A 23,253-nucleotide genomic window follows, 5' to 3' on the forward strand; every position below is an offset into this window, starting at 1 on the left:
TCCCAGGCCAGTGGGAACTCAGAGGCCCTGTTCGCCTGAGGGCCTGCTCCTTCCATGCAGGTGAAAATCCACCAGTTGCTCTGCCTGGATCTCGTGGGGTGGGAGGTCCTGGGGCAGCAGGCGTTGCCCGAGCCGCATCACGATGATCGGACCGAGCAGGGTGGCCAGGGTCTGAAAGGGGAATTCTGGCTTGAGTTTCCCTTCCATCTGGTAGCGCACAATGATCTGGCCTGCAGTGAAAATCAGGCTCTTGGGACCTTCAAAAACCTCCATGAGTTCCGGGTGTCTGGGAAGCTCGGAAAGCATCATCGGGATCAGGCCAGGGTGTCTGGCGGTGAGGTCGAGGTAAGCCCGGGTGATGCCGATCAGGTCCTCCCGGAGGTTTCCGGTGTAATGAAAGCCCTGGGTGGCAACCATTTCAGCCTCCCGAGACAGCACCGAGCGCAACAGGTTGGTTTTGTTGCCAAAACGCCGGAACAGGGTCACTTCATTGACCCCGGCTCTGGCAGCGATGGCTTTGGTGGTGACGCCTGCAATCCCCAGTTCGATCATGCACTCAAGGGCGGCGTCCAGGATTTTGCTTTTCAGGTCAGTGTCGGTCATGGTGGGCTCTGCAGATTCATGTGGCCTGCAATCTTTCCTACTCTATCAGCTCTCGTGGGGCTGTGAAGGGAAAACCTCACAGGGTCTTGCGAAAGCGGGTGGAGGCCACCAGAATCACCAGCACCGCAAAGACCGCCAGGCTGACAAATTGCGTCCACAGGCTGTCCAGTCCGGCTCCACGCAGCATCACCCCACGCATGATTTCCAGGAAGTACTTCAGGGGGACGATGCCGCTCAAAGTTCGGAAGAAGGTGTTCATGCCTTCCACCGGAAAGAGCATCCCTGAGAGGAAAATCGAGGGGAACATGATCGCGAAAGTCCCAAACATCGCCTGAATCTGGGTTTTCGCGACACTGGAGATCAGGATGCCGATGCCCTGTGAGACCAGCACGAACAGAAAGGCGGCCAGGGCAATGAGCCACACACTGCCAACCAGCGGAATCCCGAACACCCAGTGCCCGATGATGAGCGTCAGGGCAGCGTCAAAGAGGCCCAGCACAAAGTAGGGGGTGATTTTTCCAAGGATCACTTCTGCCGGGGTGATGGGGGTGGCGATCAGGGATTCGAGGGTGCCCACTTCCCGTTCACGCACCACCCCGATGGAGGTGAGCAGCGTGGTGATCATGGCGAGGATCAGGCCGACAATGCCGGGAACCATGAAGACAGCAGTGCGGTTGTCCGGGTTGTAGAGGGTCTCGAAGGTGGGTTCCACCGGAGCGGAAATCTGCCGGGTGAGGGCCTGCCCGGCCAGGGCCCTTTTGGTGAAATCCTGGATGGCGGCACTGGCCTGGGCACGGATCTGTGCGGTGGCCTGCGGGTCCGAGCCGTCAATTCGCAGGGTGAATTTGAGGGGTCTGTCTCCCCTGAGGGCACTCAGGGCCCCTTCCTGCACTTCCAGCACTCCGTGGCTTTTCCCGTTGCGCACCTGTTCCAGGGCCTCATCCACAGTTGCGGCAGGAACCAGTTTGAACCGGTTGTCTTTCTCAAAATAGGACAGGAAGATCTGGCTGGCCCGGTCTCTGGAGTGGTCCACCACCCCGATTTTCATGTTTTTCAGGGAGGTGTTGAGGGCAAAACCAAAGAGGATCAGCAAGATGACTGGAAGCAGCACAATCAGGCGAATCAGGATCGGGTCGCGGCGGATCTGCAGGAATTCCTTGCGGGCAAGTGCGCTGATGCGGCTCATTTCACACCTCTGGCCAGGGTCACGAAAACATCTTCGAGGGTGGGGGGAACGGTGCGGGAACGGGCTCCGAGGTGCTGGAGGTCCTGTTCAGGGATGGGACGACTGCTGCTGACTCGAAGGCTGGACCCGGTGATCCATGCATCATCCACCCCGAGGGTTTTGCTTTGCTGCAGGGCGGCCATCAGATCGCGGGGTTCAAGTTCGTAATAGTGCCCCCTGAGGTTCTGTTTCAGCTGTTCCGGGCTGCCCTGCGCGAGGATGTTCCCTGAGTGGATCAGGGCGACCTCATGGCAGCGTTCAGCCTCATCCATGTAGTGGGTGGTCACAAAAACCGTTGTCCCTTCGCGGGTCAGGTCGTAAATGGCATCCCACAGTTCCCGTCTGGCGATGGGGTCAAGACCTGCGGTGGGCTCATCCAGAAACACAATTTTCGGGCTGTGGATGATGGCGGTGCCAATCGAGAGCCGTTGTTTCCAGCCACCTGACAGGGAACCCGCCAGACGTTTGCGGTACGGTTCGAGCTTCAGGAGCTCCATGGTGCGCTCCACAGCATTTTTGACCTGGGCGTGCTTGAGGTACATCCCGGCTTTGAAGCTGAGGTTTTCTTCCACGGTGAGGTCGGTGTAGACGCTGGCCGCCTGATTGGCGTAGCCGATTCTGGCCTTGATCTGCTCGCTGTTTTTCAGGCTGACCCCGGCGATGGTGGCCCCTCCACTGCTCGGGGGGAGCACCCCGCAGAGCATGCGGATGGTGGTGGTCTTCCCTGCCCCGTTGGGCCCGAGGTAGCCGAAGACCTGGCTGTCTTGCACCGTGAGGTTGAGATTGTTGACCACGGTGTGGTTCTTGAAGGCCCGGGTGAGGTTTTGGGTTTCGATGACTGGCATGTGCCCCTCCAGAATGCAAGTAAGTACTTGCTTTCAGTATGGTCTCATGCGTCTCAAATGTCAATGTCTGAAATCACACCCTCAAATCACACCAGAAAACGGATGCCTGCGGTGTCGTCCTCTATCGCGTCCCGGGCACCGTGAACAATACGTCAAGTGGCTCAGTGGACCCGGGACAGGGCGTGTTAGATTGTGCCTATGTCCATCACTTTAAGCCCCTTACTGACGGCCACCACCATCGACTGGCCCAGCGTCAAACAGCGTGTCGAGGCCCTGCTGGAGCAGGACCTCAACCAGGACAACCTCACAAACTTCCTGCTCCAGTGGTCTGCCCTGGAAAACGAATTCTGGGAGTACCACAACACCCTCAGCCTGCAGTCCGACCTGAACACCCAGGACCAGGACATCCAGGACCGTTACAGCAACCACCTGCAGACCACCCGCCCCGAGTGGGACCGTTACTCTGCCCTGCTGCGAAAGAAACTGCTGGCTGCGCCCCGCGAGTGGGTCCCGGAAGATGCCCGCCGTGCCGTGATGCGCTTTGAGGCCGAAGACCGCATCTTTACCGAGGAGAACCTGCCTCTGCTCTCCGAACTGGCCCAGTGCAACCAGCAGTACAGCCAGATCACCGGTCAGATGATGATCGATTACCGGGGAGACAGCATCACGGTTCCAGTGGTGGAGCAACTCCTGCTTTCACCGGACCGCACGGTGCGGGAAGACGCCTGGAAAGCCTGGCAGAAAGCCCGCCTGGAGGTCGCCCCGAAACTGGACGAGCTGTTTTTAAAGCAGCTGAAACTGCGCCGTCAGGTTGCAAAAAACGCTGGTTTTGAAAATTATCGGGATTACATGTGGCTCTCTTACCACCGCTTTGACTACACCCCCGAAGACTGCCTGCGCTTCCACCAGACCATTCAGGAGGAAGTGGTGCCTTTCACCTTAGAACTCCTGGAGCAGCACAGGAAGGGCCTCGGGGTGGAAGAGCTCAAACCGTGGGATTTCTACTGGAGAAGCCAGATGGACCCCGAAAGCCGCCCACCGCTGAACCCCTTCACCGACGTGGATGAGCTGGAAAAGAAAACCGAACAGGTGTTCTTCAAACTGAACCCGCAACTCGGAGAGATGTTCCGCACCCTGCGGGAAAGCCGCGCAATGGACCTGGGCTCCAGACCCAACAAGATGAGTCACGCCTACTGCACCACCCTGCCCATCAAGCAGGTCCCGTTCGTGCTGCAAAATGTGGTCGGAACCGATGGGGACGTGACCACCACCCTGCACGAGTTTGGGCATGCCTTCCACGCCATGTACAGCATGCAATCCCAGCGTTTTCCCTGGAATGTCTTCTCCTCCACCGAATTTGTGGAAGTGCCCTCGATGGGCATGGAATGCATCGCGCTGGACCACCTCTCCCCTTTCTACTCAGAAGAGGAAATCCAGCGGGTGAAAGTCGCCCAGATCTGGCGTCAGGTGCACAGCCTGCCCTGGATGTGCTTCATGGACGCCTTCCAGCACTGGCTGTACGCAGAGGCCCCTCAAGACGTCACCATCGAGGTGCTGGATGCCAAATCCCGCGAACTGGTGGACCGTTTCCAGCCCCAGCCCAGCTGGGAAGGTTTTGAAGCCGAGAAGGGCAAGGTGTGGCACTACTACCACATGTTCAATTACCCCTTCTACTACATCGAGTACGCCCTCAGTGGTCTGGGTGCCATTCAGCTGTGGCACAACTTCCAGCAGAACCCACAGCAGACCCTGGATCAGTACGTCTCGGCCATGAAACTCGGCAACACCCGCTCTGTGCCTGAGCTTTACGAGGCCTGCGGTCTGAATTTCCGCTTTGATTCCCAGACGGTGCACGGGCTCATGCAGTTTCTGCGCAGCCAGCTGTAAAAAGCACCCCTTCTGAACTGCCCTGCAGGGCAGTTCTTTTTTTGGCCTGGTTTTTGCATGATGCTTTGTTCACGTTCGGGTCAGTGCCTCCACATCTTGCACCCCCACAATGAATGCACAGGTTCAGAGTTGGACCTCCATGAATTTCTCTTTGAAGGAGCACCCCATGAAAAAACTTCTGCCCCTCACATTGACTGGCCTGCTTTTTGTGCTGCCTGCCATTGCCCTCGCCGATGACACCGCCAAATCCCAGCCTTCCCAGGTGGGCCAGGAGCAGGAACAGGACAACTCTGGCAGCAGCCCTGCCATTTACGGCAACGGGAACGCCACAGACAGTGAAGCCACCGAGAACACCACCTCCGGTAAGAAGGAATCCGACACGGGGACCGTGCAGGATGACACTTTTGGTGGAGATCCCAGCACTTTTGCCTTGCTGGCCCTGGGGTCACTGGTGGTGCTTTTTGGGGCCAAGTCAGCCAGAAGACCTGCTGTCCAGATGTCCTGAAATAGTACATGTGCAGCATCCTGCAGGTCCATGCAGGATGCTCTTTTGTGTGCAGGCTGAAACACAGCTGCTTCTTGTGCTGGGATGCCGGACGCTGCTGTCCCTGTCCCTGAAGGGTGGGGTAAACTGACGGTGCCCGGGTCCTGAGGCCCTGGATTGAAAGTCACCCATGAAAAAGAAACATGCTCATTTCACGCCAGCACAAACCATTGCCCTGTCATTTCTGCTGGGCATTGCAGTCGGCACCTTCTTGCTGTCCCTTCCCATCAGTGCAGCCCCCAGCCACCACATCTCGGTGGTGCATGCCCTGTTCACGGCCACCAGTGCCCTGTGCGTCACCGGGCTCGCGGTGGTGGACACGGGAACCTCATTCAGTGCTTTTGGTCAGGGCGTGATTTTGCTGCTGATTCAGGTGGGAGGCCTCGGCATCCTCACCTTTGGGACGGCCATTGCGCTGGTGGCCGGGCGCAAGATCACCGTGGAGGAACACCTGCGCCTTGCAGCGCAACTGAACATCCTGCAAACGGGAGAGGCGAAACAGGCCCTCAAGAAAATCTTCATGTATGTGCTGGTGGTGGAGGCTGCAGGGACGCTCTTGCTGTATGGGCATTTCTATGGGAACGTCAGGCGCTTGCAAGCGGTCAGCTGAATTTCATGCAATTGACTTTTGAGGCGTTCAGTGCCATCTGCACGGTGGGCCTCTCGATGAATGCCACAGGAATCATTTCTGAGCCCGGCCATTTGATCCTGGCAGCGATGATGTACCTGGGGCGCATTGGACCCCTGACCTTCGCCCTCGCCCTGAGCACGCAGGCCACCCAGGGTGCCGTGAGGTACCCTGCCGACAAAAACATCATGATTGGGTGATGCAAGAGACATGGGACTTTTCAGGGAGTGGTTTACCGCCTGATGTCCTGTTACATTCACCACTTGGTGTACGTAATACACTGAGGAAGATACCAGGGGAACAGCTTTGTGATCGCTCACCCAGTTCCCTGGCACTTCACTTTCAGGAGGTCTCATGTCATCGAAACTTGAACAACTCAAACAGCACTCTGTGGTGGTTGCCGACACCGGAGAAATCAACGCCATCAAGGAATTTCAGCCCCAGGACTGCACCACCAATCCCTCACTGGTGCTCAAGGCTGCACAGCGCCCCGAGTACGCCCATCTGGTCAGCGAATCCATTGAATGGGCCAGAAAACGTGGAGGAGAAAGTGTCACGGTGGATGCCATTGATAAACTGGCCGTGCGCATCGGGACCGAACTGACCCGGCTGGTGCCCGGTTATGTCTCCACCGAGGTGGACGCTTCCCTCTCCTTCAATGCAGACGCCATGCTGGAAAAAGCCCGCAAGCTGATTGGCCTCTACGAAGAAGAAGGGGTGTCCAGAGACCGCATCCTGATCAAGATCGCCACCACCTGGGAAGGGGTGCAGGCTGCCCGCATTCTGGAGCAGGAAGGCATCCGCTGCAACCTGACCCTGGTCTTTGCACTGGAACAGGCCATTGCCTGTGCCCAGGCAGGCGTGACCCTGATTTCTCCTTTCGTGGGCCGCATCACCGATTGGTACAAGAAAGCCCAGAACGTCTCCAGTTTCGAGATCAGCGAAGATCCTGGCGTCAACAGCGTGAAAACCATCTACCGCCACTTCAAGGACCAGGGGTACCAGACCATCGTGATGGGGGCCTCGTTCAGAAGTGCCGCCCAGGTGGAGGCACTCGCTGGCTGTGACCGCCTGACCGTGAGCCCACAACTCCTGAAAGAACTCAGCGAAGACCAGGGGGAACTGAAACGCAGTCTGGACCCTGCCGCTCGGGAAGGGGTGCAGAAAGACCCAGTCATGACCGAGGAGGCGTTCCGCTGGGGCCTCAACCAGAACCCCATGGCCACCGAAAAGCTTGCTGAAGGCATCCGGCAGTTCCACGCCGACTACGAAAAACTCAAAGCCCTGATTGAAGAGCAGCTTTCCGTGGTCAGCGCCGACTGAGCAAAAAGGTGGAAGGGGCCTTGTGGCCCCTTCCTGACATTTGAATCCGGTGCTTCAATTGCGCAGACGAACCATCACCGACTGTGGACCACTTGCAGGCACATGATAGGTCGTGTTGTTGCTCTGGTAGGCCATCTGCACCTGTAGGGTAAACTGCTTGATCGAACCGGAGGTGGTGTAGCTGAAAGGTGCGTAGGCCGCTCCAGATGGCGTGGTCAGGGACACCCCGTCTGCCACCAGGTAAACGGCAGCGTTGCTGATTGCATTTGGAGCAGCTGGAGCTGTGCCATTGCAGGCAGTAAAACCGGTTGCGTCTTTGCAGACCACAGAACGGTACTCCCGAATCACGCTGGTGTTGCTGTCTGCCCAGCTGTCTGTGGTCTTGAAAGCCGCATCCAGGGTGCTGCGTGACTCCAGCCTGTACACCAGCATCAGGTAAGTGTTGATCTGGTACATGTTGGTGGTCACTCCGGTCTGGGAGGCGGGCACCAGCACCCCGAAGCAGGGATTGGTGGTGCTGCTGATGGAACACGACTGACCATTGACCGTCATGCTGGTCTTCACTTCCTGGGCCTGGCGAACCATGTCGCTGATGTAACCCGTGGCTTCTGCCAGGGAGGTGAGCTGGGTGGACATTCCCTGCTGCCGGGTGCTGAATTTCATGGTGGTGGATTGCACCGAAATCAGCATGGTGATGATGAAGCCCAGGATCAGCATGGTGATCAGGGTCTCAATGAGGGTGAAGCCCTGGCTGCGTGTCATCAGGGCCTCCCAAATTCGGTGATGAACACAGAATCGGCCCAACCTGTGGCCTTGCAGGTGAGGGTCACCCTTTTGCGCACAGCCACACCACTTGCAATGTTGTCTGGATCACTCACAGCAGCAGTGCAGGTGAAACCTGAGGCCAGTGAAGCGGTGTCAGGCAGCGTTCCGGCGTCAAAGGTGGTGCGGGTCTGCCAGTTGCTGGACACGGACTCCATGTACTGTTTCACACCCAGGGTCAGGGTCTGCTGGGAAAGGGCCTGACGGTTGATCTTGCTGAGGGGAATCACGTTCAGGGTCATGGTGGCCAGCAGCAACAAAATCACCAGGCTGACCAGCACCTCGATCAGGGTCAAACCTTTCTGAAGGGTCTTTTTCATTTCACAATCACCTTCCCGATCAGTCCGACCACCGTGACGGTTCGGCTGTGGTTGTTGTTCGACAGGGTGAAACTCTGGGTTGTCGGGTCCGCCGTTCCATTCTGGGCGATGGTGGTTCCGTAGGGAGGATAGAAGTTGACGGTTCCTCCGGTGCTGAAGCGCACCCCGGAGGGCAGGGTGCGGTTGCTGCCTCCTGCGGTGTACGTGGTGGCCTGTGCCACAACGACCACACTCTGGGTGGTGTTGGTGCGCTTGGCATTGAAGTGCTGGGCCTGCAGGTCACGGGCGAATTGCTCTGCAGCTTCTTTCACCTGCATCTGGTTGCGGTAGGTGCTGTAAGAACTCGCTCCGAGGGCCAGCAGCACAGAGAGCACGGCCAGCACAGCCAGCATTTCCAGCAGGGTGAAACCTGCAGTTCTGCTCTGGTGACTTCTCATTGCTGCCTCCAGGTTGCTGTGACCGCACTGATCCTGGACACAGCCAGGTGGCGTCCACGCTGGAGGAACACGTTGGGATCGTAATTGATGGTCATGGTTCCCTTGACCTTGGTTCCAGAAGTGTAGACCTGGCCTTCAACGACCACAGCTCCATTGATGGTCGAGTTCCCCTGATTGCTGAAATCCCCCATCACGTAAAGCAGGCCTGTGAACCCACTGTTGCAGGTGCCGTTGAGGGTCAGGTTGCCGGTGATGATGAGGATGCCTGTACCACAAAGGTCGTTGATGCTGTAACTGTTGCTGTTGGTCGTTGCACTTCCTGAAGGTCCCACCCAGTTCACCTGATCCAGCACCATGGCTGGGGGCAGGTCATAACGTGTGGACAGGTCATAAACATCCTGTTTGGTCTTGCCACTGAAGGTCTGGGAGAACAGGCTGGAGCCTGAGAGAATGCTGCTGTTGTGGGCTGCTCCACTTGGGAAGAGGTCTGAAGATCCAGTGCCTGAAATGCTGCCCGCAGAGGACGCACCTGGAACATAGCGGCTGATCCCGGTGCCGATGTTGATGGCCGTGACCGCAGAGGCACTGGCAGCAGTGGTGCCGGTCATCGTGGAGCCCACCGCTGTGGCGGGGTATTTGATGTCCAGGTATCCACTGGTCAGGTCTGCGTCGTTGGTGTAGCCTCTGGCCGTCACCTGTGCCGAATACATGGTGCTTCCAGAGCGGAAGTAAATCACGTCATTGACATAAAAGCCCGTGGGGTCACTGATGGGAATGCGGGCCGTTGTGGAGGTGACACTGGTGGGCGCACTGCGCACTGCAAACTGTACAAGGTCCACAGTTGATCCGCTGGTGGCAGAAGGGGTACCGTTGGCCACCACTCCCCCTGGAACCTGGGTCACATTGTATTTTCTGTTGGTGCTGGTGTAGCCGCTGGCTTTTCCAGTGACTTGCATGGTGTAACCATTGACCCGGACGAAGCTGCCTGTGTCAAGGTAGCTGTCATCTGCCACTGTGATGGTGGGTGAACTGTTGTGGTTGAAACCTGTGGTGAGGGTGGTGAGCCCGGGCAGAATGCCGTTGTTGGCGCTGGAAAGCACTGAACTGTTGCTGCTCTTGTCGTAGGGGGCACCATAAATCTTGCCGTTCCCCCCAAGATCAATGGAGGGATTGCTGGTGAGGGCTGCGGGGATGGAAATGTTGGTGGTGGGCGGACGGGTCACCAGAAAGTCCTGCAAGACCACCTTGCTGGTTCCATCCGATGTGGTGCTGGTGGACCTCACGGTGATGGAAGATGCAGTGTTGTTGATCGCCACCACTTCCACCTGGACGGTGTTTCCATTGGAAAGGGAATAGCTGGGAAGTTGTGCAGTGTAAGTGCAGGTTCCTGCGCTGGTGTTGTTGCTGGCCCGCGTTCCCTGAACAAAGCAGTCGATGTTGTCCACCTTGCCGGTGTACTTCTTCAGCTGCACACGTGCTGCGAAACTGTTGATGCCAGCATCCGCACCCAGCAGGTTGCTGTAAGCCAGTTTTTCATATCCGCTTCCCTTGCGTGTCAGCAGGGAAGTGCTGGAAATGAGCGCAATGACGGACCCCATGATGATCAGGGACATCAGGAGCACAATGATGAGGGAACTGCCAGCTGTTTTACCATGCATGAAGACACCTTCCGGACACAAGGGGAGTGAAACAACCGTTCGATTGATCGAGGTGGGTCAGACACGAGGAGTGTAGCGGCTGAGGCTGACTTCAAGCTGACCAGAGCAGTCAGCCAGACCATGACAGCAAAAAAAATTCTACGTTCCATACGTAGAATTTTCTATTGTAATTTTAGTGTAACAGATCAATGATGCTTTGCACTCCAGAAAGCACCTTCATGGTTTTTTCAGCTCTGCATCAGAAATTCGTTGTGCCTTCAGGTCTGGTGGTCTTGCAGTGGAAATGCTGGATTCCACAACCAGCCTGGCACAGATTCCTTTGGACCAGTAGACATCAGGAGATCCCGCACCCGAACCCACAAAGAATGCTGCAGCTGTCCAACCCGCCCGATCAGGCGTGAAGCCAACTGCACCTGAGACACCCGTTTCTGGCGTTGCGCCCTGAAAAGACCGAAAGCCAGAGAGAAATTTCTGTGTTGTCCCAGAAGCCTGGCCAGCAACACAGCATCCTCAATGCCCATCCCTGCACCCTGTCCCAGATTGGGCGTGAGGGCGTGGGCGGCATCACCGATCAGCATCACCCGGCCTTTGCCCCAGTCGGGTCGGGGAAGCTCGTAAATGTCCGTGTGAATGAGGGGAAACGCAGAGGACAGACGGTCCAGAATCCCATGCTCTGCCCCCCTGAATTCCCTGAACAGGTCAGGCAGGACAGGATGATGTGTGCTGGAGGGAGGGGCATTCAGGGTCATGTACACGTACATGCGGTTTCCTGTGAGCGGGACGAGTCCAAGTCTGCGACCATGCCCCCACATCTCACTGGCCCCGGGCAACCCAGGTGCCTGTTCCAGGACAGCACGCCAGCTGGTGTAGCCGCTGTAGATGGGTTTCGCACCTCCGCAGTGCGCTCTGACATTTGAGCGCAGGCCATCTGCTCCCACCAGGGCATCCACCTCCATGTGTTCTCCTGAATCCAGCAGCACCTTGACCTGGCCAGAGGTCTGCTGGTGGCTGTGAACCCCTTTTCCAAACTGCAGGTGAGGGGTGAGGCCTTCTTGCAGGATGTGCATCAGTTCTGCCCTGTGAAATGCCAGCAGCTGTCCTGCTGGCCCGGGAAGCCGCTGGAGGACCCTCCCCCTGGCATCGGTCAGCTGGTTGAAGGGCAATTCCTGGCCAGAGGCTTGCAACTGTTTGCCCATTCCGAGGTCCTCAAGCAGCGGGGTGACATTGGGGGCAAGGATGATTCCTGCTCCTGCTGCACGCATTTCAGGTGCCCGTTCCAGAATGGTGAACTCCACTTCAGGGGCATGTTTCATGAGGGCATGTCCGAGGGTCAGCCCTGCAATGCCTGCACCAGCAATCAGCAGGCGGGTCATGCTTTCACCAGTCCAGTCCAATGCAATTCAAAAGCCTGATCCAGCCGCTCCAGTCCCTGCTCTACACTTTCTTGTGAAGGCAGCCACTCCAGCAGCACCATCATGTAAATGCCAAAGAAGTTGCGCGCAGCCTGCCGCACGTCCAGTCCTGGTCTGAGTTGACCCCGTTCCACACCCTGCCCGAGCACCTGGGAGAGGGTCAGTGTGAACAGGTCTATGTTTTTCTGGGTGGCCTCGCTGGCCTGGCCTCGCAGCACTTCCACCAGAAAATGCCTTGCCAGATCCCGGTGCTGTTGATAAAGATGCAGGGGGCCAGAAAACAGGGCTCTGAGGGCGTTCCGGGGGTCTTCTGGCAGAGGGCTTGCAGGGCGGGTGACCTCCCTCAGTGCGCTTTCCATGGCCATGACCAGCAGGTCTCCTTTGGTGGAGGCATAGAGGAAAAGCGTTCCTGTGGCGATGTCGGCGGCTTCTGCCACCTGTCTGGTGGTGACTTTCTCATATCCATGTTTCTGGAACAGCTCCCAGGCCACCCGGGAAATGCGTTCATGTTTGTCGTGTTTCTTCTGTTGCATGCGGGTCATGAAATGAGCGTAGTCATAAATGAGCATGCTCATTTTATTGGTCTAGACAATTTTGGTTCAGAGGCCATTTCGTTGAAACCTCCGCTTGATGCTGCAAGCAAGGTGATGCGCGTTGAAAGGTCATATTGGGGGCATAAAAAGGCCTGGGATGCTCTGCTGAACAGCCTCAAATGCGCTTACAGCAACGGACCTGTGGGGGCAGTCAACCGTTTGAATGGCATCAAACGCCAGATGTATGGTCGCACCAAATTTGGTTCGCTATGTTTAAAGGATTTATATAAGACTTAAAAAGGCATATGCTGAAAAGAGTCATTATGTCATGTCGCGCCTACTTTATTTACATTCTGGATGGCAGCCGTTACGTAGAAGCACCCCGTTATGGTGGGCTGGATGTTCCTGGGCATCTGGCCAGAGGTGCAGAATGGCATTTTGCACGGATGATGCGTTTAATGGAGAGCCAGGAAGCCAGAAGCCTGATGCACAGCCTTGAAGAAGGAAATCCTTCTCATTGGCGCAGTTTCTATGGTGGGTATGTGGTGGATTTTGATCACCAGACCGTGACCATCTGCTCCATCACCGGGGACATTGAAGAAAAATTGGAGGACACCTGGGTGGTTCAGTTCGAAAAACAAGCGTTTCTGCGCAGCAATTTGAATGTGGTCTTGTCACCATACTGGAAAGGCTGGCAGCTGAGATGGACTTCACTGGGAGATTTCAATGCCCTCCTCTCTGGTCACACAGAGGGTTTAGACTTTCAACCGCTGGAGTGTGATGATGCAGCAGATCAGAATCATCCTGGGGTTACGCTCCTTGCCCTTCAAAAGCATTACCAGAGGTTTTTAATTAGAACGCGGTCTGTTCCTCTGGACCCTGACCGGTGGGAACCACAAGTCGATCTTTAAATTTCTGGGAATTTGACCCGATAGATCTTTGCCAATGTGCTGAATGTCCTGCTGCTGTCCTGACCTTCTTATTCGCTTCCCTCAGCCTAAAGGTCTGTACAGGCCTTTACGCAAGAACACATCAGGTGTGGTTCCCACGAAGGTGAAAAGCCAGGAATGCTCCACCAAAATTGCGCCTGAATCAAATTCAACTGGACGAAATCCCATGCGTTTTTGTCAGGACCTCCTGGGTGCCGCACGGCATTCGCACTGTTGCTCTGGCAATCCCCCTGATAAGGCAAGTCCAGGAATCCCTGTGCAGCAGGTGAAAAAATCCACTTTATTCACAATGCCTTAGAGAATGGGACGTCCAGGAGCAACCCTCAGCAACTGGTGCGGTTCATGTCCAACCAGAATTTCCGCCACACGCGGTCCCTCCCGCAATCCAGGTCTCCAGGGGCCGCCAGCACCTGATGGATCTAGAAGAAAGGGGTTTGTTGCGCAGCATGAAGGAACGTATTTTGTTGACCTCACCACCCGCAGAGACTTAAACGGTAAGTTGAACCCATGCGTGTTTTCTTTGCGGTTTTGTGCTGCTTGATGTCCTCTGCCCTGGCCACCACCTGTGCTGGGCTGAGCCCCTTTGTCGACATTGCCCCCAGAGCATCACTGGTGGTGCAGGCAAAAGTTCTGAGGCACATTCTGGTGTCAGGGGACCCTGGACGGCCCACAGCCATGGTGGTGCGGGTGGAGCAGGTCTTCCGGGGCAGCACGAAGCTGCAGGAAATCACAGTGTACGGAGAAGATGGAATGACGGCCAGACCCGACATCCCCCTGTTTCCGGTGGGTTCCCACTGGTTGTTCCCACTGGTACAGGACTGGCTGCCGATGGAAGTGAACCACAAAAAGACCGACTTCGCCCTGGTGCGGTGCTCGGTGGGCGGACTGGTCGTGCTGGGGGACCAGTTGTACGGGATGATCGACGGACCCTACAACAGCATCCACCCGGTAAAAGACATCCCTGCCTTGCTGAAACGTCCACCAAGTCCGTACTGGTTCCGCATTGAACCCCAGCAGAAATCCACTCCCAGAAAAGGAAAGCCCTGAGGTGGGCATGAAAAGGCTTCTGATTTTCTTCCTGCTGGTGTTGTCTTGCACAGTCAGAGCAGACTGGGGGGTGTGGCCCCAGTCCAGGGCATTGATGGCTCAGGCAACCTTGAGCCCTGAACGCCTCATCCTCTCCCCGTGGATTGTGAAGGTGAGCCTGAGGAACACCAGCACCAAACGGGTCTCGGGTTCCCTCAGCCCCTGCCCTCTGGTGTATGTGATCCGTCAAAAAGGAAAGACCCTCTACACCTACCCTCTGAAGCAAAAGTTCCAGCGTCCAGAAACCTGCACCATGGAGTTGATTGAGTTCACCTTGCGGCCAGGAGAAAGCCAGGAAGTGTACTTGCAGCATGTGTTCTCCAGGGGAGACCCACCCATCCGGGTGCCAAAAGGCACCTACCGGATTGTGGGGAGGCTGTTTGTGATGGCCGGGAGTGGAAAGCCCACCCCTCAAACCGTGCCATTTGACAACACCGTGGTGGTTCGGTGAGGTGGTCCACCTGGCCACATGACATGTTTGCTTCTGCCATCGCCTGGTTGTTGGTCAGGTTTGTCTGAAACGGGAAAAACCATCCACTTTGTCCTTGACCATACGAACTTCCAGCCCTGCAGACCCAGGGGAAGTGGTCAGACAACCTGTTCCTGAATCATATTTTGCCGTTGTTTCTGCAGTATCAAAGCTTTAGATTTTCAGAGCTTCAAAAATCCATTTGAATACCGGGGTGTCTTTTGAGGTCTCAGTAAGGCGAAAGGGGATGGTTTTTTCTGCGTGCTTCCAGACCCTCAAGCAGCAGTTCGAGCCCAAAATCAAAGTTGTCGCGGTACCCCTGCCCAATGATGTTGCGCACCACCCGATGAAAATGGGGAAACTGCTCTGCAGGAAGGTTCTGCAAAAACCCTGTGGCCACCTCATCGGACTGGGCCTGGTCGAAAGGAAGGTTGAGTTCCTGCAGGGTGTAGCCATAGATGAAACTGTCCATGGTGTGCCAGGCATCGACAGCGAGATCTTCCGAGAAACCTGCTTCCAGCAGCCAGCCCAGCGTGAGGTCCACATAACGCAGCATAGAGGGACCGAGACGCAACCTTGACCCCATCATCACGGTGGCCCAGCGGTGACGCAGCAGCACTTGATGTGCAGAGATGGCCCTGGCGCGCATGGCTTCCTTCCAGGTTGCGGCCTTTGCCGGGATTTCGATTTCTCCCACCACCAGATCGGTGATGCCATCCAGCAGGTCGTCTTTGTTGCTGACATGTTTGTACAGGGACATGGCTTCCACCCCGAGGGCCTGTCCAAGCCGCCTCATGCTGAGGACCTCAAGGCCTTCTTCGTCGGCCATTTTCAGGGCTGCGAGAAGCACCCGTTGCCGATTGAGGGGTTCTCGGCGTTCTGCACTGCTGCTGGAAGGTGGGGTCATGGGCACTCCTGATCTGCAGCCATTCTAATGCATCAGGAGGGTGTGTTCGAGCAGCCCTCTTGACAGGCTTACAGCGTAAGCTCAAGATTACAGTGTAAGCCTGAACTGTGGACACCTGTGGTGGTCCAGCAGGAAAGCCTTGCGCTCTTCCCTCAAAGGAGATTCACATGAACAAAACCTTCCCCTCAAACACGTTCCTTGCAGGAGCCACCGGCATGGGCCTGCTGCTGATGGCCTTCCTGGGTTTTTACGGCGAAATGTTCGTTCGAACCCGCCTGATTCAGAGCACAGACCTTACGCTGACCCTGCAGAACCTGCAAGCGTCCCCTGCCTTGTTTCGCAGCAGCATCGCCACAGATCTGCTGGTGGTCCTGCTGGATGTGCTGGTGGCGCTGGGCCTTCATCTGGTGCTGCAAAAACATACACCTCACCTCAGCCTGCTCGCGGCAACACTGCGGGTGGTTTACGCTGCCATTTATGGTGCAGTCGTGGTTTTCCATGTGATCCTTGCACAACTGCTCTCTGCCCCAGAAGCAGCTTTGCAGGCCCCTCTCATTTCCATGCTGTTGACCGGATACCGCTCTGGATGGCAGTTTGCTCTGGTGTTCTTTGGGTTCCATCTGTTGGCCCTGGGTGTGGCCTTTATCCGGGCTTCCCAGTTGCCCACCTTCCTGGGCCTCCTGCTTGGTGTTGCCGGCCTCTCGTACCTCGCAGATTCCCTGGCCCACCTGCTTCTGACAGATCCTGCCCCGGTGCGGGCACTGCTGCTCCCTGTGGTGGCCCTTTCAGGTGTGGTGGGAGAACTGTCCCTGTGCGGATGGTTGCTGGTCCAGTGGCGCAATGGCTCAAGAGCCCTGAACATGAGAACCCCCTCAACCCAGCCCTGAAACCAAAAAAACCTGTGGCCTGCCGGGAGGAGGACAGACCACAGGTTTTTCCTGTCAGCGGAGGTTTGTTCGGATCAATGAAAGGTCAGCAGCCATCTCCCGAAACGTGACAGCCTCCGTCTTTTTCTGGAGGCATTTTGGGGTACATCGCGAAACTGGTGGTCAGGGTGCCGCACAGCAGCACTGCAAGAAAAGTGGCAATGATCTTCTTGATTTTCATGGTTTCTCCTTCTGAAGCAAAACCCCCAGCCCCAGCGAGGAATGGCTGGAGGTTTCACTTCGAGAAGCAGCTTAGAAAAAAGGGTGTGACCCTCCTGTGACCGGGTTTCGGCAAGGCCGGCCATGAAGATCACCACCCCAGAAAAAAACGGAACCCAAAAAATCACCCCTGAAGTTTTTGCATCAGCACGGCTTTTTGCACCACACCGACCATGGACTCCACCATGCGCCCCCCACGAAAGAGCATCAGGGTCGGGATGCTGCGCACCTGAAATCGCCCCGACAGCCCGGGATTCTCGTCGACATTCACCTTGACGATGCGCACTTTGCCTGCCTGTTCCCGGGCCACCTCTTCCAGGATGGGTCCCATCACCCGGCAGGGGCCACACCAGGGGGCCCAGAAATCCACGAGCACCGGCACTCCGGCCTGGATGTCCTGTTCAAAAGTCTGGTCGGTTCCGTCGTGAAGCCAGGGCAGGGGGGCCTGACAGCGGGCGCAGACCGGAACCTGCCCCGCCGGCACCTGTTTCACCCGGTTTCTGGCCTGACACCGGGCACAGATCAAAATGTCATTCATGACGACCTCCTTCAATCCGTGATGGTCCCCATTTTACCAGCTGGTTTTGCCTGAATCGTGGTGGCACTGCAAGGGAGATGTGACTTCAAACCCTGGTCTGATTTTTCAGATGGAGGCCTTCCTCCAGGAAAGCGTGGTTGAGCATGGCGGCAGCCTGCACGCCGCTTGCTGCAGCAACCATCACCTGCTGTGCCCGGGTCACCATGTCTCCTGCTGCATAGACCCCGGGGACACTGGTCTGGCCCTGGGCATCCACCCACACCTGGAGTCCTTCAGGGTCCATCTTGCATCCCAGCTGTGCAGGAAGAGAGGAATGTTGCTGCTGCTCTGGAGAGAGGAAAAGGGTCTGCCTGGCCAGAAAGCTGCCATCTTTGAATTGAATGCCTTGCAGGACATCGCCATTGTGAACCAGGTGTGACACGGGTTTCTCGATGACCCGGATTCCGAGTTGCCCCAGGTGGTCCATTTCTGTGGGACCAGGCCCTGAGGGGCCATCGGTGCACAGGATCAAATCCTGGCTCCAGTTGTGCAGGAGTTTCGCCTTGAGGTACCCCGGGGTCCCTTTGCCGTACACGGCCATGGCCTGATCCCGCACTTCCCAGCCGTGACAGTAAGGACAGTGGTGGACTGCTTTTCCCCACAGGGCCTCAAACCCTGGGACAGCGGGCAACAGGTCTTTCATCCCTGTGGCCAGCAGGATCTTGTGGGCCTGCACGGTGGTCTGGTCGTCGAGGGTCAGGAGGAAACCATCATTGCGGGGACAGACGTGGGTGGCTGTCCGGTTTGACACCTTGACCCCGTAAGGGACCAGCTGGTCTCTGGCGATGCGCAGCAATTCCAGAGGTGGGGTTCCATCCCGGGTGAAGATGCCCTGTGCGTGGGCAGCAGGAGCATTGCGGGGTTGCTGCGCATCGAGCACCAGGGTTTTTCTGCGGGCACGGCCCAGAATGAGGGCGGCGCTGAGTCCTGCTGCGCCGCCTCCCACCACCACCACTTCAAAGTGTTCTCTTGTTGCACCATCAACATTCATATTGATAATGTATTCTCAATATGAAACAGGCACTGTGCAGAGTGCACCTTTGAAACAGCAGCCTCAAACGTGACTCTGGGTTGCGATCCTCACTCCAGGCGTTTCAACCGCCAGATCTGGCTCTGGAACTCCCCGAGTTTGATTTCCAGGCCACGCTGCATCCAGGCTGTGCCTGAACGCACCTCCTCCCCTGCTGCATAAAGCGCTTCGGGGTCCAGGCCCTGCAGTTTCACCACCGGATCAGGCTGGTAATAGCGGGAAATGTGCGTTCTGAACCCAAGCACCACGGATTCTTGCTGGTCTTTGCTCACGTACTGCACCGCTGAAACAGCATGATCTGCAGGGGACCGCAGGCGGTATTGGTCACCCCCATGCAGGATGTGTCGGATTTGTTTGTACTGCCCAATCAGCTCTGCAGCCTCTTCACGCTCGGCGTCAGACCAGTGGAGGATGTGCCCTCCAATCCCAAGCACCCCACACATCGCCACATGGAAACGAAATTTCAGGGAGAAGCGGTCCTTGCCCCAGTCGGTGGCCCAGGCCTCCATGGTGTTAGCCGGGTAGGCCAGCGAGTACCCCTCCTGAATCTGCAACCTTGCTGCAGGGTCGGTGCAATCGCTGATCCAGGCCTGATCCGCCATGCGCAGCATGCCCACATCCACCCGGCCTCCGCCACCGGAGCAGGTCTGCCAGATCACCTCAGGGTGCCTTTCCCTGAGGGTGCCCCACACCCGGTACAGGCCCTGCACGTGGCGCACCCAGAGTTCTCTGGCATCTCCTGCAAAATCAGGCCATCCAGGCTCGGACACATAACGGTTGAAGTCCCACTTGATGAAAGAAATCTCGTGCTTCGCCAGCAGGTCATCCAGCAGATGGATCAGGTGGTTCTGCACATCCTCTCTGCCCAGGTTGAGGATCAGCTGGTTTCTGGCCTCATTTCTCTTTCTGCTCTTAAAGTGGTACACCCAGTCGGGATGGGCGCGGTACAGGTCGCTGTCGGGGTTCACCATCTCAGGCTCGACCCACAGGCCGAAATCCATGCCCAGACCTTTGACTTTCTCGATCAGAGGCTCAAGGCCATCCGGGAATTTGACTTCATCAGGCCACCAGTCTCCCAGACCGGACCGGTCATAGGTGCGGCCATGGAACCAGCCGTCGTCCATCACAAAAAGCTCAATGCCCATCTGTGCCGCCACTTCGGCCAGCTGGGATTGCCCCTCCACCGTCACATCAAAGGCTGTGGCTTCCCAGGAGTTGTACAGCACTTTGCGGGTCTGGTCCGGGTGGGGAAGCTGGGTCCGCACGTAGGCATGCAGGTTTCTGCTTGCTGCACCAAAACCCTGATCGGTGTAACCTGCCACACTGGCCGGCGTCTCAAAGTGTTCTCCGGGCCGGAGGGTCCATGCAAAGTCCCAGTCGTTGATGCCCAGTCCAATGCGGGTCTGGTGGGCATTGGTCCTCTCTGCCAGCAGTTTGAAGTTTCCACTCCAGCACAGGAGCCCGAACCACACTTCTCCATGCGTCTCGCTGGAGGGCTGAGCTGCAGAATCAGCAGCAAAAAAAGGGTGGTGCTGGTGGCTGGTGGTGAGGGTGCGGGATTCCAGCACTTTTGTGCCTTCAGTGAGGGTGTCCCGCTGGATGCGAAACTCATCCAGCCACTGGCCCGACAGGTGGGTGAGGCGGTAGGTTTCACCTTCAGGCAGGTGCCAGAACGCAGAAAGCACCCGTTCCAGGGTCAGGGTCTGGTTTCCAGTGTTTTCAAAGGTCACCCAGCGTTCGATCAGGTCTGCCTGTTCGTGCACACGGTAATGCAAGGTCACTTGCAGCCCGGTGAGCCGGTCCTGAAAGCGCACGTTCAGAATATGACCGTTCAAATCGCTGTCCACAAAAGACAGCACCGAATCCCTGGTTCCCTGCTCCGAGCTGACCTTGAAGGCAGGCTCACTGTACCTCAAACCTCCGTAAGGGGGGTATTCTTCGCGGGTGAGGTGGGGCGGATTGACAAAAGAAATCTCGGACTCTGGAACCAGAGCAAGGGGGTAATCCTCCACCCTGGGCAGTTTCTTTCCCCAGTAGCGGTGGGCCAGATGCCCTGCCTCGTTGAGTCCAAAAGCGTAGGCGACGTTTGCGGTTTCCAGAATCCAGCCGTGTGCACCTTCATAAATGGGCATGTTCAAAAAGCTCCTGACAGTGAAAGGGGGCGTGGGGGTGAAGCCACCCCACAGGTGGGTGGGGTGGCTGAAAAAGGGTGGTTTTATTTCTGCTCTGCTTGCAAAATGCCTTCAATGGCCTGCAGTTCTTCCTGCGTGAAAGCCAGATTGGACAGGGCACCCACAGCATCCACCACCTGCTCAGGACGGCTTGCACCGATCAATGCAGAGGTGACTTCAGCATGCCTGAGCACCCAGGCCAGGGCCATCTGGGCCAGGGTCTGACCGCGGGCCTTCGCAAATTCGTTCAACTGGAAAATCTGCTCCAGACGGGTCTCACTGATGTGCTCCGGGCGCAGGAAGTGGGCACGTGCAGCCCGGGAATCCCCGGGGATGCCCTTCAGGTACTTGTCGGTCAGCATGCCCTGGGCCAGTGGAGAGAACACAATGCTGCCAATGCCTTCATCCCTGAGGGCCTCCAGAAGCTCCGCCTCGATCCAGCGGTTGAACATGCTGTACGAAGGCTGGTGGATCACAAAGGGTGTCCCCAGGCTCTTGAGGATGTGCGAAGCCTGACGGGTCTGCTCGGCGTTGTAATTGGAAATCCCCACGTACAGGGCACGTCCGCTGCGCACAATGTGGTCCAGCGCACGCATCGTCTCATCGAGGGGGGTTTCCGGGTCCGGGCGGTGGTGGTAGAAAATGTCCACGTAATCCAGGCCCATGCGCTTCAGGCTCTGGTCCAGGCTGGCAATCAGGTATTTTCTGGAGCCAAAGTTGCCATAAGGCCCTTCCCACATGTCATAGCCCGCCTTGGTGGAGATGATCAGCTCATCCCGGTAAGGCAGAAAATCACTTTTCAGGATGCGCCCGAAGTTTTCCTCTGCACTGCCCGGAGGAGGACCATAGTTGTTGGCAAGGTCAAAGTGGGTGATGCCCAGATCAAAACTGGTGCGCAGGATCTGGCGGCCATTCTCGAAACGGTCAATGCCCCCGAAGTTGTGCCACAGGCCCAGCGAGATGCGGGGAAGCTTCAGGCCGCTTCTGCCCAGCCTTGCATACTGCATGCTGTCATAACGGTCTGCTGCCGCAAGGTAATGGTCTTTTTTGTTCATGCGACGAGCTTAACAGGACCCCATCTGCAAACGAACTAGGCCAATTGGCATACGTATAGATGACCTGAGATTGCACGTGTGATTCGCAGAAACCTGCAAGCACTTCAAAGAGAAACGACCAGACTCAAGCCTGATCGTTTCTGAAACATCACTTTAAGGACGTTCTTTAGCGCTTGGAACCCGAGTCGCTTCCCTGGGATGAATTGCTTCCGCCCTGAGAGCCGGATTGACCGGACTGATTGCCACTCATGCCCTGCTGTCCGCTCTGGCCCTGCTGGTTTCCAGACATGCCGGATTGCTGATTGGATTGTTGACCACCCTGCTGACCGGATTGCTGACCGCTCTGGCCCTGGGAGTGGCTCAGTTGATGGCGGTCGTCATTCTGGTTGCCAGACATGCCGCTCTGCTGGCCACTTTGCTGACCGCCCTGAGAGCTGGACTGGCCGGACTGGTTGCCACTCATGCCTTGCTGTCCGCTCTGGCCTTGCTGGTTTCCAGACATGCCACTTTGTTGACCGCTTTGTTGACCACTTTGCTGGCCGGATTGGTTTCCAGACATGCCTTGCTGACCGCTCTGACCGGATTGCTGGCCGCTCATGCTCTGTTGATCACTCTGTTGACCGCTCTGTTTGTCCTGCTGGTTGTTGTTGTTTTTGTTGTTCTGGTCGCTCATGTGGTTCTCCTTCATCAGACGAGAGGGCCTTTGAAGCACGCCCACTGAACCTTAAAGCTACTGCACATTCACATGTACAAGGCTTCACTTTCAGGAAGCACACTTCACTTCAAATGGTTTCCATACAAATTCGATTCGACTTTGACCACCATCAATCATCACGTCAATGGGAGGAACGCTTTTTGGTTGTGGTGGTCAACAACCTGATTGTATATTCATTTCATGATTTATACATTGTGTTATCCATGATAAGCGTGAGTTGAGGCTGATTTTTTCAGGAAAGCCAATCAAAAAGAAATGACAAAGCATCAACATCTGTTTGCGATGCTGATCAGGACAATTGTCCTCAGGTTGTTCCAAATGTCAAGATATTATCATGAAGAGCTGAAACGTGGCTTATGCCTCACTGTATTTAGACTGAGTGACGCATACAACAGGCAATCTTCTGACTGCATGACAGAATCATCCTGATGCACTTTTGAGGAAGGCAGCTTTCAGGATGAACGTTGCTGGATGGGAACCGTGCTCAGCAACCGGAGCACTTCACTTTGCTGATCGGTGGGAATCAGGCACACATAACCCTCAATGGGATTCGGATGAATCTGAATCACCAGCAGCACATGGCTCTGTCTTTCTGCAGCCAGGTTGAGGATGGCCTGCTCCAGGATGTCCTGCTGCATGCTGGCGGTGCGCAGGTCCGGGAGGTGCAGACCCAGTTTTTCATGTGCGATCTTGCACAGGTCCTGCCCGAAAAACCCATCCCCCTGAGGCCCAAAAGTGTAGGTGAGGTCTGCCAGGGCCTGAAGGGACCGGGCAAGGCTTCTGGGGACATCATCGAGATGGAAGGTGGGCAGTCTGGGGTGTTCCATAAGGATTTGTTACATTTATGACGAACAAAGTCCGCATGGTGTCAGTTATAAGGCACACTCTGCCTTCATATTGTGCGATTTAAG

General features: G+C 56.5%; 27 protein-coding genes. 10 read left to right on the plus strand and 17 right to left on the minus strand.

The features are described 5' to 3' along the window. Positions 1–18: 18 nt before the first annotated feature. The 3 genes from DC3_RS23355 to DC3_RS23365 form a co-directional block, all read right to left on the minus strand. Entirely contained in the window at positions 19–603 is a 585-nt protein-coding gene (locus tag DC3_RS23355; RefSeq protein ID WP_146889069.1) for a TetR/AcrR family transcriptional regulator, read from the minus strand. Positions 604–679: 76 nt separating this feature from the next. Continuing rightward, the gene (locus tag DC3_RS23360; RefSeq protein WP_146889072.1) at positions 680–1,789 is read right to left on the minus strand and encodes an ABC transporter permease; all 1,110 of its coding nucleotides are present in this window, start codon (positions 1,787–1,789) and stop codon (positions 680–682) included. Further along, entirely contained in the window at positions 1,786–2,673 is an 888-nt protein-coding gene (locus DC3_RS23365) for an ABC transporter ATP-binding protein (RefSeq protein ID WP_146889075.1), read from the minus strand. Before DC3_RS23365 ends, DC3_RS23360 begins: the two co-directional genes overlap by 4 nt. Before the next feature lie 198 nt (positions 2,674–2,871). On the opposite strand from DC3_RS23365, the gene DC3_RS23370 reads away from it, so the two are divergent. From DC3_RS23370 to tal, 5 genes are all read left to right on the plus strand, one after another. Next, positions 2,872–4,560 carry a M3 family oligoendopeptidase gene (locus tag DC3_RS23370; RefSeq protein ID WP_146889078.1) on the plus strand — a complete coding sequence of 563 codons (1,689 nt, stop codon included), beginning with the start codon at positions 2,872–2,874 and terminating at the stop codon, positions 4,558–4,560. A gap of 166 nt (positions 4,561–4,726) precedes the next feature. Next, positions 4,727–5,065, plus strand: a complete 339-nt coding sequence (locus DC3_RS23375) for a hypothetical protein (protein ID WP_146889081.1) — start codon at positions 4,727–4,729, stop codon at positions 5,063–5,065. A 169-nt stretch (positions 5,066–5,234) separates the two neighbouring features. Continuing rightward, the gene (locus tag DC3_RS23380) at positions 5,235–5,714 is read left to right on the plus strand and encodes a potassium transporter TrkG (RefSeq protein ID WP_246130784.1); all 480 of its coding nucleotides are present in this window, start codon (positions 5,235–5,237) and stop codon (positions 5,712–5,714) included. A 5-nt stretch (positions 5,715–5,719) separates the two neighbouring features. Then, positions 5,720–5,932, plus strand: a complete 213-nt coding sequence (locus DC3_RS29825) for a potassium transporter TrkG (protein ID WP_246130786.1) — start codon at positions 5,720–5,722, stop codon at positions 5,930–5,932. Between the two features lie 154 nt (positions 5,933–6,086). Continuing rightward, the gene (tal, locus tag DC3_RS23385; RefSeq protein WP_146889084.1) at positions 6,087–7,055 is read left to right on the plus strand and encodes a transaldolase; all 969 of its coding nucleotides are present in this window, start codon (positions 6,087–6,089) and stop codon (positions 7,053–7,055) included. A gap of 54 nt (positions 7,056–7,109) precedes the next feature. Here the strand turns inward: tal and DC3_RS23390 are convergent, their stop codons facing one another. The 6 genes from DC3_RS23390 to DC3_RS23415 all read right to left on the minus strand — a co-directional run bounded on the left by DC3_RS23390 (position 7,110) and on the right by DC3_RS23415 (position 12,246). Then, positions 7,110–7,817 carry a PulJ/GspJ family protein gene (locus DC3_RS23390; protein WP_146889086.1) on the minus strand — a complete coding sequence of 236 codons (708 nt, stop codon included), beginning with the start codon at positions 7,815–7,817 and terminating at the stop codon, positions 7,110–7,112. Next, positions 7,817–8,197, minus strand: coding sequence for a prepilin-type N-terminal cleavage/methylation domain-containing protein (locus DC3_RS23395; protein ID WP_146889089.1), 381 nt, complete (start codon positions 8,195–8,197; stop codon positions 7,817–7,819). The genes DC3_RS23390 and DC3_RS23395 overlap by 1 nt, the downstream gene beginning before the upstream one ends. Then, entirely contained in the window at positions 8,194–8,634 is a 441-nt protein-coding gene (locus DC3_RS23400) for a pilus assembly FimT family protein (protein WP_146889092.1), read from the minus strand. The genes DC3_RS23395 and DC3_RS23400 overlap by 4 nt, the downstream gene beginning before the upstream one ends. Further along, entirely contained in the window at positions 8,631–10,292 is a 1,662-nt protein-coding gene (locus DC3_RS23405; RefSeq protein ID WP_146889095.1) for a hypothetical protein, read from the minus strand. The genes DC3_RS23400 and DC3_RS23405 overlap by 4 nt, the downstream gene beginning before the upstream one ends. A gap of 257 nt (positions 10,293–10,549) precedes the next feature. Next, positions 10,550–11,665 (minus strand): FAD-dependent monooxygenase, encoded by a 1,116-nt coding sequence (locus tag DC3_RS23410; RefSeq protein ID WP_146889098.1) that lies wholly within the window; start codon positions 11,663–11,665, stop codon positions 10,550–10,552. After that, positions 11,662–12,246 carry a TetR/AcrR family transcriptional regulator gene (locus DC3_RS23415; RefSeq protein WP_186816214.1) on the minus strand — a complete coding sequence of 195 codons (585 nt, stop codon included), beginning with the start codon at positions 12,244–12,246 and terminating at the stop codon, positions 11,662–11,664. The genes DC3_RS23410 and DC3_RS23415 overlap by 4 nt, the downstream gene beginning before the upstream one ends. A gap of 3 nt (positions 12,247–12,249) precedes the next feature. Between DC3_RS23415 and DC3_RS29345 the strand changes: the two genes are divergently transcribed. From DC3_RS29345 to DC3_RS23430, 4 genes are all read left to right on the plus strand, one after another. Continuing rightward, positions 12,250–12,534 carry a transposase gene (locus tag DC3_RS29345; RefSeq protein WP_186816215.1) on the plus strand — a complete coding sequence of 95 codons (285 nt, stop codon included), beginning with the start codon at positions 12,250–12,252 and terminating at the stop codon, positions 12,532–12,534. Between the two features lie 26 nt (positions 12,535–12,560). After that, a complete protein-coding gene (locus tag DC3_RS23420; RefSeq protein WP_146889103.1) occupies positions 12,561–13,148 on the plus strand; it encodes a hypothetical protein in 588 nt (195 codons plus the stop codon). Positions 13,149–13,727: 579 nt separating this feature from the next. Then, on the plus strand, positions 13,728–14,234 hold the full coding sequence (locus DC3_RS23425; RefSeq protein WP_146889106.1) for a hypothetical protein: 507 nt from the start codon (positions 13,728–13,730) through the stop codon (positions 14,232–14,234). A 7-nt stretch (positions 14,235–14,241) separates the two neighbouring features. After that, entirely contained in the window at positions 14,242–14,724 is a 483-nt protein-coding gene (locus DC3_RS23430) for a hypothetical protein (protein WP_146889109.1), read from the plus strand. Between the two features lie 247 nt (positions 14,725–14,971). On the opposite strand, the gene DC3_RS23435 is transcribed toward DC3_RS23430, so the two are convergent. Next, positions 14,972–15,649: a TetR/AcrR family transcriptional regulator C-terminal domain-containing protein gene (locus DC3_RS23435; protein ID WP_146889112.1), complete on the minus strand. Its 678-nt coding sequence runs from the start codon at positions 15,647–15,649 to the stop codon at positions 14,972–14,974. Positions 15,650–15,816: 167 nt separating this feature from the next. On the opposite strand from DC3_RS23435, the gene DC3_RS23440 reads away from it, so the two are divergent. Continuing rightward, positions 15,817–16,536, plus strand: coding sequence for a DUF4386 domain-containing protein (locus tag DC3_RS23440; protein WP_146889114.1), 720 nt, complete (start codon positions 15,817–15,819; stop codon positions 16,534–16,536). 85 nt (positions 16,537–16,621) lie between these two features. On the opposite strand, the gene DC3_RS30030 is transcribed toward DC3_RS23440, so the two are convergent. The 7 genes from DC3_RS30030 to DC3_RS23470 form a co-directional block, all read right to left on the minus strand. Continuing rightward, entirely contained in the window at positions 16,622–16,756 is a 135-nt protein-coding gene (locus DC3_RS30030) for a hypothetical protein (protein ID WP_281292590.1), read from the minus strand. A gap of 162 nt (positions 16,757–16,918) precedes the next feature. Further along, entirely contained in the window at positions 16,919–17,332 is a 414-nt protein-coding gene (gene trxC, locus DC3_RS23445; protein ID WP_146889117.1) for a thioredoxin TrxC, read from the minus strand. A gap of 85 nt (positions 17,333–17,417) precedes the next feature. Then, complete coding sequence (locus DC3_RS23450) at positions 17,418–18,362, minus strand: NAD(P)/FAD-dependent oxidoreductase (protein ID WP_146889120.1); 945 nt, start codon at positions 18,360–18,362, stop codon at positions 17,418–17,420. 89 nt (positions 18,363–18,451) lie between these two features. Then, entirely contained in the window at positions 18,452–20,533 is a 2,082-nt protein-coding gene (locus DC3_RS23455; RefSeq protein WP_146889123.1) for an alpha-galactosidase, read from the minus strand. A gap of 83 nt (positions 20,534–20,616) precedes the next feature. Further along, on the minus strand, positions 20,617–21,627 hold the full coding sequence (gene mgrA, locus DC3_RS23460) for an L-glyceraldehyde 3-phosphate reductase (protein WP_146889126.1): 1,011 nt from the start codon (positions 21,625–21,627) through the stop codon (positions 20,617–20,619). A 166-nt stretch (positions 21,628–21,793) separates the two neighbouring features. Next, positions 21,794–22,300 carry a hypothetical protein gene (locus tag DC3_RS23465; RefSeq protein ID WP_146889130.1) on the minus strand — a complete coding sequence of 169 codons (507 nt, stop codon included), beginning with the start codon at positions 22,298–22,300 and terminating at the stop codon, positions 21,794–21,796. Between the two features lie 494 nt (positions 22,301–22,794). Then, entirely contained in the window at positions 22,795–23,169 is a 375-nt protein-coding gene (locus tag DC3_RS23470; protein WP_146889133.1) for a hypothetical protein, read from the minus strand. Positions 23,170–23,253: the final 84 nt, after the last annotated feature.

The sequence above is a fragment of the Deinococcus cellulosilyticus NBRC 106333 = KACC 11606 genome (assembly GCF_007990775.1).
In the GTDB taxonomy this organism is placed as follows: domain Bacteria; phylum Deinococcota; class Deinococci; order Deinococcales; family Deinococcaceae; genus Deinococcus_C; species Deinococcus_C cellulosilyticus.